Genomic DNA, 12,076 nt, shown 5'->3' with positions numbered 1-12,076 from the left:
CTACTAAGCTACTTTGACAGGTATTACTAGACTATTTACTGTCTTTGTAAGCCGTTCCATTTCACTTTTCAATTGTGTCAAAATTTTGGCCTGGCGATCATCAAATCACTTTACCAAAGACCCTAAAGTAGGGGGCAACCAATATTCACCATGATTCAACGGTGATATTGAGTGTTTAGTATTTAAAAGGAATTTCATTAAAATTCAATGAAGCTGTTTTTACCAGAAAACTAAAAAACATGCTTATAATTAGAAAAATCGCAGAAGAATAAAACCCCATCTAACATAAATATAGCCTGAAAGGCACCCTCTGAACAGTAATAAAACAGACCTTGCCTGCCCGTTTAAAAAAATTATTGCGCGAAGAGGTTATCGGTTCTTGCCATTAACTATAGGGAATATGCCTTTAAAAAGGTATATCGATCGATGATGGGTGTTCAATGGTAGAAGAAAATCAATATTGTATATCACAACCAGCTATTAGAAGAATGCAAACGAAGGAAAGTAGATTTAGGTCTACGCCATTTATTCAATGTCTCTCAAAATACTTAAAGAAGAAGAAAATGTAAATTCTTGGCACCTACAGCGTTTGTGCCCTCCAAATGGCTTGATCCCAATTTTTAAGAAATTCTTGCCTGCGTGAATGCTATAATCACAGGTAACAAAATGAATATTTCATAAGAAATAGACAAGAAAAAAAGAGAGTTCTCAAAAATAACGTGCCTAAGAAAACCTATCAATTTCTAAACATTCAAGTATTAATAACAATAGTATCTTTATCCGTAATTGAAAGGTGAAAGCCATCAAAAACCCAGTCAAAAACGACGCTGTGCACCCTGCACGTTTACAAATAGTCAAAATGAAAAAAACAGGAATCATTACCATTCTTAATGTTAATAATTATGGCGCCGAACTACAGGCCTTTGCTTTGCACCATAAACTAAAACTAATGGGATATGACAATGAAATCATTAATTATCTCTACTATAAAAATCCTAATTATAAAAGTGAACAACTTTCAAAACCTTTAATAAAAACCTCATTTAAAAATAGCCTGAAAGACCTAGTATTGAAGTGGTTGGACAAATATAGCGCGTTCAAGTATCCTGAGATTGCAAGAAAAAGGAAGCAACGATTTGACGATTTTCATAAAAAGCACACAGCGTTATCACCGGTTTATAAAAGCTATTCAGACCTATACAACGCTAAATTGGAATATGATAATTATATCGTCGGTAGCGATCAGGTCTGGAACCCGAACAACGGCACCAACATGGCCCCCTATTTTTTAACCTTTGCTCCCGAAAGCGCAAATAAAATTTCGTATGCCTCTAGTTTCGGAGTGGGCCATGTAAACGAAACATACCACCCCCAATACAAAGAATGGTTGAACAATTTAAATCATACCAGCACCAGGGAAAGTGACGGTGTGAAAATTATCAAAAGTATTTCAGACAAAGATGCCACGCACGTGGTCGATCCAACGTTATTGCTCTCTAAAAACGAGTGGGGAGAGCTACTGGTTCCCTATAAAACAGAAGAGCCTTATATCTTATTTTTTATTTTTAAGAAAAATAAATATGCCGAAGAATTGGCTTATAAAATTCAAAAAAGGACAGGCTATAAAATCATTCGCGTCTGTAAGAATGAAATGCCCTTGGAACCTGATGACAAAATTTTAAATATCAGAGATTTTGGCCCACTAGAGTTTTTAGGCCTATACAGTGGGGCAAGCGTTGTTTTAACAACCTCTTTTCACGGCAGTATATTTTCCCTGATTTTTGAAAAGCCTTTTTATACGATAACCCCTGCCAGCAAAAACAACAACAGCAGGCAAGAAAGTTTGATGACCGTAGTTGATCTAAAAGAACGACTTTTACGGGAAGGTGATGAAGTTAACTTAGACAAGTTAAATGATATAAACTTTGAAGAAGTTAAAAGGAAATTGGACAAGCAAATCGGTATTTCTACTGAATTTTTAAAAAATTCATTGAAATAAAGGTTTTGGTTTTTAACAATCAGGTAATATAAAGGATAAAGAAATCGGATATATATTCAAATTGCTAGGTTATTTGAATAGCGCAAGGATTATATTAAGTAAATAAATGTACTGGTTATTTGCTTTAGGTCCGACAATGAAAGCGACGTATCTATAGCTATGATTCCACCTTTTCAAACTGCCGAAAAGCTGAAACCAAAAAACCTCCGAAATTCGCTAAAAACTAGTAATTAAAGGCTGATGAATTCTATTTCAACAATTATCTTAACCTACAATGAGGAAAAGCATATTGAGCGCTGTATTAAAAATGCACAACAATTTTCAGAAACTGTTTTTTTGGTCGATTCATTCTCGACCGACCAAACGGTAACCATAGCTGAATCCCTTGGCGCCAAGGTCTACCAAAACAAATGGGAAAACAACCATGCCAAGCAGTTCAACTGGGGCTTGAAAAACCTTCCTATAACAACCGAATGGATTTTTAGGCTAGATGCCGATGAGTATTTAACAACTGGCCTCATAGATGAAATCAACCAAAAAATACCAGACTTATCGGCTGATTTTTCGGGTGTGGTATTCGAACGTAAGATGTACTTCATGGATAAACTGATGACCAAAGGCATGGTACAAATGAATATGCTACGCTTGTTTCGAAATCGACATGGGGTTTGCGAAGACCGATGGATGGACGAGCATATTGTACTTACCCAAGGGAAGAGTATTCAATTTGATGGCTATTTTGTCGATTATAACTTAAATCCTTTAGGCTGGTGGATACAGAAGCATAACAACTACGCCATTCGGGAAGCCATTGAATTATTGAATCTGGAATTTACATTGATCGAACCTAAAACCGAAGAAGCCAAACAATACGAAATGTCTGCCGACGCGCAGTCTAAAAGGGAAAAGAAAAAAAAGTATGCCCATATGCCTTTGTTCTGGCGTTCGTTTATCTATTTTATGTATCGTTATTTTTTTAAATTCGGTTTTATGCAGGGCAAAGAAGGTTTTTTATGGCATTTTATGCAAGGTTGGTGGTACCGCACCCTGGTTGATGCCAAGATCTACGAAATAAAAAAAGCTTGTGGCGACGATACCGAAAAAGTAAAGCAGTTTATTTCAGAAAACTACCAAATCAAACTTTGATCCTTTTCTTTATAATAAATTCCAATTTAAATCTTTAAAACAAGGGCCTTGTGTGGCTTCTGAAAATTTGATGTCGTTGCTATAGCCATTCCATTCCATTACTATTGGGTGACCAGCTGCATCCACAATGATATCCCATCCTATGGATCTTACCATCGGCATCCTTTCATGTAATTGTAGTACCAATTGTACACATTCCTTATAATTGGGTATGTACTTACCCGCAAAAGATAGTTTTGAATCGGGGTGTTCATAAACCACCTTCCAATTCGCAAGATAACCCTGCTCATGCAGCATGCCATCTTTTATGGTAATCGGTATGCGAATGTGATTTATAGACTTTATATGCGTATCGTTACACCTTCCCAAACGAAGATAGCACGCTCTCAACGAAATTCTATTTTCAGAATCAACGACCGTTGTCATTCTTATAGTAGCCACTGAATCCGACAAGAAAGCATTGAAAAAGGGATGCTGTTCAATATAACTTTGTATCGTACAATTGCCTATTTTTTGTATCGCATTTAAATCAAATTCTTCCTTTCTTATCACATAGACACCACTACCTTGACAAGACTGATCCGATTTACATACAACTACTTCCCTTTCTCGAAATAGTACTGTTTCTAATTTCTCGGTAGAAATGGCTTCAAAATTTCTCCCGAACCAAAAGCCGTTGATAAAGTACACAATATCTGGCCCCACTTCTTTTTGGAAAATTAGGTTGTTCAGCGATTTGAGAAAAGAGATTTTGCCATACTCCCCCTGAATCTTTGGAACAACCTTTTTAAAATAATAGTTATCGGGTATCCACCCTTCCTTAAAACTCCCATTAATTGCTGTGTAAACATACAACCAAGGTGCGAAACCTTTCCATCCCAAAATATCCACAGCATATTCGTCTACTATCTTTTTCGATTTTGACGTAAGTTTCCCATTATCTTTTTCTACTTCTTCCAGCGCTTTAAAGGCTTGGCGGTTGGAGATATAATGATACCTTCTTACTAATAATTTATCTTCCGTTTTTTTTGCAAACAGTTTCACTTTCTCTTTCGGGGGCATCGGCAACAATAGTATTTTTAACGGTTAATAATCAAAGGTGTTTTTTGATTGACACGTTGTATTTTATGTACTTCCTTATAGGTAACTACAATCTCTGAGCGTGCACGTTGCCTAAGCAATTGCGCCATTTTCTCTATTTCTTTCGTTCCTTGATTATCGCTTCTGGGCACATAATCAATACAGACCGAAAAATCGGCTTCTTGACACAATTGAATTTCCCTAAAAACCTTCATATAGCCGTCGAACATGGCCATAAGGTGCTCTCCTCGTATCAGAAGTCCTGAAGGGGTCTTAATATTCACGGTCTGGCGCCCCTTTATATTTTCCATTAAGGGAAGGGGTCTCCCGCAACTACAAGAATTTTCCATATACCTCCCTCGATCACCAATTTCGTATCGAATCAAAGGAAAGGCAAAGTTTGTAAGATCGGTCAAAAGAATTTTACCTGTAGTATTCGGGGGTACGGGCCTATTGTTTTCGTCCACAAATTCTACATGTGCGGTATCGTGCATCACATGCAATCCTTTTTGCTCGGGGCATTCCGCTGCAATTACTAAAATTTCTGTGTTTCCATATTGATCACAAACCGGTGCCCCAAAAGCCTTCTCCATCAATTCCCGTTGTTCTTGAAATAACGGGGCAGAAGTAACCCAAACCATTTTGGGAGGGTGGATTTTAATATTATTATCCAATAAATACAATGCAAATTCGAACATGATATCTACAAACCCCTGTAACAAGGTAGGCTTGAGGCGATTAAAATCACGAACAAATTTGTTTATTTTCTCTGAATTGAGGTCTGCTGCTGCCAAAAAAATGCGCTTGGTCGGCCACAGCAGTGTTTTATTTTTTAGCCGTTCTGAAAAGGATCTTTCAAACCGATATACGAAGGCCTGATTTTCCCAAGGTTGAACGCCCCACCAGCTTTGAATGCGCCATCGGATCAGCATAGCCGGATACCGACGATCGTGCAGTACGGAAATCGGCAAACCTGTACTCCCCGAAGTACTGGCCTTGCGGTATTGTAACCATCCTACATTATCAGCCTTAATCGTCTTAAAGTTCGCCTGTAATTCGGCTCTTGTTAATGGGGGTATTTCAAAAAAATCTTCTTCGCTTTTTATGCCTTCCTCCGTAAAGGGTAATCCTGCATATTTCTCCTTGTAGAAATGAGAATGCATGCATGCGTGCTCCAAAAGGTTCTGACGTTTTTTAAAATTAAGCTCGGAAATATCCGCTACCTGCAAAGCAGCTTCGGCGTTTTGATACAGCTTGTTGATGTTTGGCTTTAACACCTTAGTTTTAAACGAAAAAACCGCTCTCGAGAAGCTTTTACCCATAATTGAACCGTATTGACGACACCCAAAGGGCGGGAACCTTAATAAGTATTGATTTAGTTTTGGTATTTCATTAATTCTCTAGCAGAATACCGTGATAAAAAGTATGTTGTATAAGCCAAGAGACCTAAACATACTACGCGAATAGTGAACTTTTACAAATTATAGTTTAAATGACACTAATAATCGACAAAAGTATCAATACCATAAGAAGAACTAGACATACATTTCCTTTTCCAAAGCTGGCATTATTTCGTCGATGGCCAAATATTGTTCTGCATAGGTTCTGGCGGCCTTTTTGAGCAACTTATTCTCTTGATTTTGGAAAGCCTTTAAAATACCTTCGTTTAAGGCTTGCTGGTTTTCGGCGGCCACCAATAAGCCCATCTGATATTTACTAACGATTTTATACAAACCAGATTCCGGGTTAGCCGTTATAAGTGCCAATCCACCTACCGCAAGAATTGTGGTCAACTTAGAGGGCATGACCAAATCACTGGCTTTTTCCTTTTGAATGACCAAATGCAGGTCGGCCATATTTAGAAAAGCATTAAAGTCTTCTTTTGGCTGTAAGGGCATAAAACGCAAATTATCCAACTGCATTTCTTTTGCCATATGCGTCAACCGCTCTTTATAAGGTCCCGTGCCGCAGATAACAAATTGTAGTTGATGATAAGCCCGAAGTGCTTTCGCCGTATATAGAATAGCCTCCAACCCTTGTTTTTCTCCAATGGCACCAGAGTATAGCACCACCCAATCTGTCGCTTTAAAACCAAACTGTTCTTTTAGGGTTGCTTTGTCCCCAATGGGAAAAAACTTGTTTGTTTCTGTCCAATTCGGGAAGAACAGCAGGGGTTTATTGGCTTTTTGCTCCACACGGGAAATCATCCCCTCAGAAATGCTACTAACAATGTCGGTGTTTTTAAATATATAGCGCTCCGTACCGTATAGAATTTTTAACAGTTTTGGCGATTGAATAAGGCCTAGATCTTGGGCGGCCTCTATCTGTAAATCTTGAATGTGATGTAAGTGTTTTGCACCCTTTAACTTTTTATATAACACCCCCAACAAACCAAACTGAAAGGATGGCGCGACCGAAATCACCCAATCGTATTTTTTTTCGAATAATAGCGGCAACATACGCCCTAGAGCATTTAAGGAAAAAGAAGTATCCAAAAGCATGCGCTTCATACCGCTTGGGTTTTTCGGAACATACATAGGACATCTAAGTATTTCGAGTTGCCCGCCCGACTCGTAATTTTTAACCTCCTTTTTATACCAAAAACGGTTTTTTCGATACGGCTGCTGCACCTCCCAATAAGGATAGTAGGGATAGCCTGTTAAAACAGTACAATGGTGACCCTTCTTAGCCAACCATTTCATCATTTCACCTGAGTATTTTCCGATTCCGGTTAATTCTGGGGAGAAATTATATCCAATAAATAAAATACGTTTTGTCTTTATTGTTTCCAAATCGAATTGTTTTGATCATTAATACTTATTCCTTGGTAAAAAAGAAAGACCACAACCTATATTCTCATCACTAGCTCACAACAGCATGGGCCTCGACATTGTCTAATCTTTCCTTAGACCTTTACAAGTAAGTGAGTAGTGTTTTTGAGTTTTTAATAAAATCTAAGATTCCCAATCCAACAAGACAATTGTATATGCTATCTTTTTTGGCATCATGGTTGGATGCTAACCTATACAGCCTTTCTCGGGCCTTATTCCTAGTGTTTATCAAAGGCTAAGTACGTGATATTCCAGTCAAAAAAAGAAAAATGTCAAGCATTCTCGACCCCTGTGCAGCAGTTTTTAGGATATGAAAATTATTTAATCTTTGGTTGGTCATTTCTCAATAAAAGAGTTCATAAAAAGCAAATTTCTAAATCTAAGTCCTGACTGTTTAAGCCCAGAATCCCATCAATTTGGCTAGTATGGAAAAAATAGAAGTTTGCAAATAGCATTCTGTAAAATTTCAAAATCGTATACCTAATGATTTTGATTAAGCTAGAATCGTGGGGCAACTTGTTTTTTAAAACAAAAATGGCATAGATTTAGGCGTAAACTGTCTTGACATTAAAAGGAGAGGAAAAAATGCATTAATATGGAAGAATGGCATTTACTATTGGGCAAAACTATGAAAGCAAGCAGTCGAAATGCTTACAAAAATGAATACATAGGTGTATTGCCATATTGTTAATAAAGTCCGTTTATGGAGCGACCCATCAAAACTTCTTGACTTTTAAATTCCAAATCTTTCTGTCAAAAAACAAAGTCTATATATTATATTTACTCTGAATTTTATAACGAACCATGTTTTGTAACTCCATTGATTTTGTAATTTTTCCACCAATAGAGTACACCTTTCGGCTAAAGGAGCAAAACAATTTACTTATTGGTTTAAACAAAAAAAATTTAAATAAGAATTACGCTCGAGCACGCAACATTTTGTATGAGTAATGTCAAAGAAGTGAAAGTTTTAAGGTTTCCAACCTACTTAAATTTCATCACTGTTGGACCTGAAATCCCTCCACAATCTACCACTACCCATTTAATTCCCCCAGTGTAATATTAAGATTAATGAAATTATCAGTAACGGCAGCTACAGGTTTTATTGGCTTACATTTGGCAAAAAACTTGGACAAAAATAGACAGCAAATAGTTAGGCTTAATAAAATAAATGATTTTCCCATTGTTAAATTAAAGGTCTGCTCGATTAACAAAGTTAGAACTAATAAAAGATGATGGAAAAAAGTGCTAGAAAAGTTCCTTGAAAACTCAAAAAGGTGTTACCATGTTTATTAAATGACTAAAAACTCAACCATATTCCTTCATCAATTATGAACATAAAATGAATTCTGGTATTAGAACAAGCGTAGTTATTACTAATTTATTGAATATTGCCCTTGTTTTACAAGTAATTGCGGTAGTAATAACGCAACAAAAATTGGAGGCTAATATTGAAAATGCAAATTTTCATATTGGGGTTTTGGTTGGTTATATCTCTAATATTTTATTTTTTATGAGTGGATCGCTCGCTTTTTTCACAGAAGGAAAGTGGCTTCCCAAATATGTCAAGTCTGCCTATCTTTTACTTTTGTGTTGGGTAGTATTGGTTTATTTTAGAACAGGAGGGAGTTTATTGGATCCCGGTTCCTTCATGGAGGTTAAGGGTGTCGCACCTTATTTAGGAATGAGCGTCTTATTTGCGGCAAAAGCACCTCGTTTTCTTAAAATAATGAAGTTTTTACTATGGATTGGTTTAGCTTTAGCTATTGGTGGCATTATAAATACATTAAAACTAGGAGGGGGGTTTGATAGAATGACGGCTCAAATGCAATTGCGCTTAATAGCAGTTAATTTAGTGTGGATTTCTCCATTGATTTTATTTTTTAATTATAAAAAATATAAAATACTTTCTCTAAGTATTTTCGGGCTCTCTTTTCTTTTTAGTTTACTTATTGTCACACGGTCATTTTTATTGATTCACGTACTAGTCTTTTTATTTTTTATGAGGGTGGTACTTAAAAAGAAAATAGGTTGTCTGATATTAGGGCTATTAGTGGTTTTTATAGGGGTAATTTATCTTGCTCCACAAATAGGAGCCATAGAACATGCAATAAATTTATTAAATGAAAGAGGAAATGATGATACGAGAAGTACACAAATACTTTTGTTTTTAGCAGATATAAGCTTTTACGATTTTATATGGGGGGCAGGTATTAATTCAACTTGGAATTATGCAAGTATAGGAGAATATGGCTGGTTAGATAATCAAGTGCTACTGACAGCTTGGTGGGCGGGTGTGGTTCCAATATGCATCTATTTAATGCTTTTTATAAAGCCTATGTATACATTTCTATTTAAAAAGAAAGTTAACCCACAAATAAAAGCTGTTGCTTTTATGTTGTTTTTATGGATACTTGCATTACTAGGCTTTGGCGTGTATGTATCAATAAGCACCAGTTTGTACCATTTTGTCTTATGTTTTAGTATGGGATTTCTATTACATGTGATTAAACTTAAAATGCGATTTAAAAATGCGATTTAATAAAAATTTAGTTCAAATATTTTCGCTTTACGGTGCTACAATAGTAAGTCTTATGTTGGGGGTTGGTGTAAGTATATTAACGACTCGATTGTTGGGCCCTGAAAAATATGGGGATTTCAAATTTTTCCAGATGGTGTTAAATTTAGTTGTTGTTATTTTTACCCTAGGGGTATTTTACTCCATTTCGCGCTTATTGGCACATGAAAATAATGAGTTTGAGATAAAAAATTTATACGGGGCCAATATTTTAATGGTAATATTATATGGTTTTTTTGCCACGGTATGTATTATAGGGTTTTCCTTTTTTCAAGGAGATTGGTTTGATAATAATCTCAACGTGCTCTTTCGTTATTTTGGGATTTTGGTTTTTTTCCTACTACTCAATAATAGTCTTATTCAAATATTACAGGGTAGTAATCGTATAGGTTTACTATCCCTATTGAAAATAATTCCATCAAGTATTTTTTTAGTGTCTTTGTTTTTTTTAGAAAGGATAGATGTGCGGTTGACTGTTGCATTGTTTTATGGCGCCATGGCTTTTACAACTTTATTGATTGTTGTAGCTATTAAGCCAATATTTAGTGATTATAAGACTGTATTTAAAAGAATTATAAAAGAAAATAAAGAATTTGGTTTTAAAGTTTATATTGGTAGTTTAGCTGCTGTAGCAACCCAAAGTTTGGGAGCTATCTTTATAAGTTATTTTTTAAACAATAAAATGGTTGGCTTTTTTACATTAGCCATAACAATTTGTACTCCTCTGTTAATGATACCTTCTATTGTCGGCACAACAATGTTTAAAAAATTTGCAAACGCAACAAAAATTGATGCAAAGGTACTTTGGTTTACTGGCGGGCTTTCATTAGCTAGTTATATAGGTTTTTACTTTTTGATTGTTCCAACGGTAAACTTATTATATCCCAATGGTTTTACAGATGTCATTTATTATTCTAGGATTATAGCCCTAGGGAGTATATTGCACGGATTTGGCGATTTGTTCAATCGTTTTTTATATGCAAAAGGTAAGGGGAGTATAATACGTAATGGCGCTTTTATAGTTGGCTTGGTAAATGTTTTGGGGTACTACTTTTTTATTAAATATTTTGACATACAAGGAGCATTGATAACCAAAATTTTGGCCGGTATGGTCTATTTCTTATTGATGTTTATTGGGTATAAGATATTTCAAAATCAATCAACAACTTTTGAGTACTAAAGATTTGTATATGGGGCTAAAAAGGATTAGTTTGTTTTTTATCTAAAGTAAGTGCAATGAGTAAAATAATAAATAAAACTTTCAATAAAATAAATTTCATAAGATTTTACATCCTTAATTATCTTATTTCAACCATTGAGTGCGGTTATTTAAAATTAATAGGGGTTGAACTCGGAAATAACTGCAGTTTTAGAGGTTGGACCTCTTTTAAAAAGGCAAATGATTCTATAATAAAAATCGATGAAAACTGTCGTTTTAATTCTAGAACTACATCAAATAGAATTGGAATTCGTCATAAGTGTATGTTAACAACTTTTGAAAAAGATGCTGTATTACAAATTGGTTCCAATTCTGGTTTTAGTGGCGTGTCAATTGGTTGCTTCATTAAAATTGTAATTGGAAATAATGTTAAGGTGGGTGCGAATGTATTAATAACAGATAGCGACTGGCATTTAGATGACCCAAGAGTTTCTGGTCCAAAACCGGTCTTTATAGGCGATAATGTATGGTTGGGTTACGGAGTCGTAGTTATGAAAGGCGTTACCATAGGAGAAAATAGTATTATTGGGATAAATAGTGTCGTAACTAAAGATATACCTGCAAACGTTTTAGCCGCGGGTAACCCTTGTAAGGTAATTAAAGAAATGAAATCATAAAATTCATGGTCGAGAATGAGACAAACTTAATTAAGTATATAAAATCTGATTTATACAGATTAGGAACAGGAGTATCAAAATATACCTTTATCAAAGCCTATAGAACAAATAAAATTTTTCGTTTTATAGTTTGGTTTCGTTTAGCTCGGCATTACAACTTATTGAATAGAAAAAGGCAATATTTTCTTTTCGCATTTATCGCAAAAATAATGTACAAAAAATTGAGCACAAAATATTGTATAGACTTTCCTTTAACTGTTAAAGTTGGGTATGGTTTAAAAATTAACCATGGTATGGCTTTAGTGGTAAATTCTAAATCTATAATTGGCAATAATGCAATGTTGACTCACAGTGTAACACTTGCTTCTGAAAAAAATGAGGCTCCCATTATAGGTGATAAAGTTAGAATTTCTCCAGGTGTCGTTATTGTTGGAGGCGTATGTATTGGCAATAATGTTGTTATTGGTGCTAACGCTTTGGTAAATAAAAATGTGCCTGACAATTCTGTTGCAGTAGGTGTTCCCAATAGAAATATTTTAAAAGAATTTGATGAGTTTACTGAACGACATTATTTTGAAAATTTTGAATTATAAAAAAGATTAAAGT

Annotated in this window: 9 protein-coding genes; 6 read left to right on the top strand and 3 right to left on the bottom strand. The window is 35.3% G+C overall.

Annotated features, from left to right (window positions below):
- The first annotated feature begins 859 nt into the window (after positions 1-859).
- On the top strand, positions 860-1,999 hold the full coding sequence (locus BLS33_RS17815; RefSeq protein ID WP_143017640.1) for a polysaccharide pyruvyl transferase family protein: 1,140 nt from the start codon (positions 860-862) through the stop codon (positions 1,997-1,999).
- Positions 2,000-2,239: 240 nt separating this feature from the next.
- A complete protein-coding gene (locus BLS33_RS17810) occupies positions 2,240-3,145 on the top strand; it encodes a glycosyltransferase family 2 protein (protein ID WP_176801434.1) in 906 nt (301 codons plus the stop codon).
- A 9-nt stretch (positions 3,146-3,154) separates the two neighbouring features.
- Here BLS33_RS17810 and BLS33_RS17805 read toward each other — a convergent pair whose 3' ends face one another.
- The 3 genes from BLS33_RS17805 to BLS33_RS17795 form a co-directional block, all read right to left on the bottom strand.
- Positions 3,155-4,207 carry a sugar-transfer associated ATP-grasp domain-containing protein gene (locus BLS33_RS17805; protein WP_089892721.1) on the bottom strand — a complete coding sequence of 351 codons (1,053 nt, stop codon included), beginning with the start codon at positions 4,205-4,207 and terminating at the stop codon, positions 3,155-3,157.
- Positions 4,208-4,224: 17 nt separating this feature from the next.
- Positions 4,225-5,547: a phenylacetate--CoA ligase family protein gene (locus tag BLS33_RS17800; RefSeq protein ID WP_089892718.1), complete on the bottom strand. Its 1,323-nt coding sequence runs from the start codon at positions 5,545-5,547 to the stop codon at positions 4,225-4,227.
- Positions 5,548-5,760: 213 nt separating this feature from the next.
- A complete protein-coding gene (locus tag BLS33_RS17795; RefSeq protein ID WP_089892715.1) occupies positions 5,761-7,017 on the bottom strand; it encodes a WcaI family glycosyltransferase in 1,257 nt (418 codons plus the stop codon).
- 1,381 nt (positions 7,018-8,398) lie between these two features.
- Here BLS33_RS17795 and BLS33_RS17790 point away from each other — a divergent pair.
- The 4 genes from BLS33_RS17790 to BLS33_RS17775 are packed head-to-tail and all read left to right on the top strand — an operon-like array spanning position 8,399 to position 12,063.
- Positions 8,399-9,598 (top strand): hypothetical protein, encoded by a 1,200-nt coding sequence (locus BLS33_RS17790; RefSeq protein ID WP_089892713.1) that lies wholly within the window; start codon positions 8,399-8,401, stop codon positions 9,596-9,598.
- Positions 9,588-10,814, top strand: a complete 1,227-nt coding sequence (locus tag BLS33_RS17785) for an oligosaccharide flippase family protein (protein WP_089892710.1) — start codon at positions 9,588-9,590, stop codon at positions 10,812-10,814. The genes BLS33_RS17790 and BLS33_RS17785 overlap by 11 nt, the downstream gene beginning before the upstream one ends.
- Positions 10,815-10,870: 56 nt before the next feature.
- Entirely contained in the window at positions 10,871-11,470 is a 600-nt protein-coding gene (locus BLS33_RS25205) for an acyltransferase (protein ID WP_089892708.1), read from the top strand.
- Between the two features lie 5 nt (positions 11,471-11,475).
- On the top strand, positions 11,476-12,063 hold the full coding sequence (locus BLS33_RS17775) for a serine O-acetyltransferase (protein WP_089892705.1): 588 nt from the start codon (positions 11,476-11,478) through the stop codon (positions 12,061-12,063).
- Positions 12,064-12,076 lie beyond the last annotated feature (13 nt).

Source organism: Kriegella aquimaris, from assembly GCF_900103215.1.
Classification (GTDB): Bacteria; Bacteroidota; Bacteroidia; order Flavobacteriales; family Flavobacteriaceae; genus Kriegella; species Kriegella aquimaris.
Note: the sequence above shows the minus strand (reverse complement) of the source record. Positions and strands in the feature narration are given on the sequence as shown.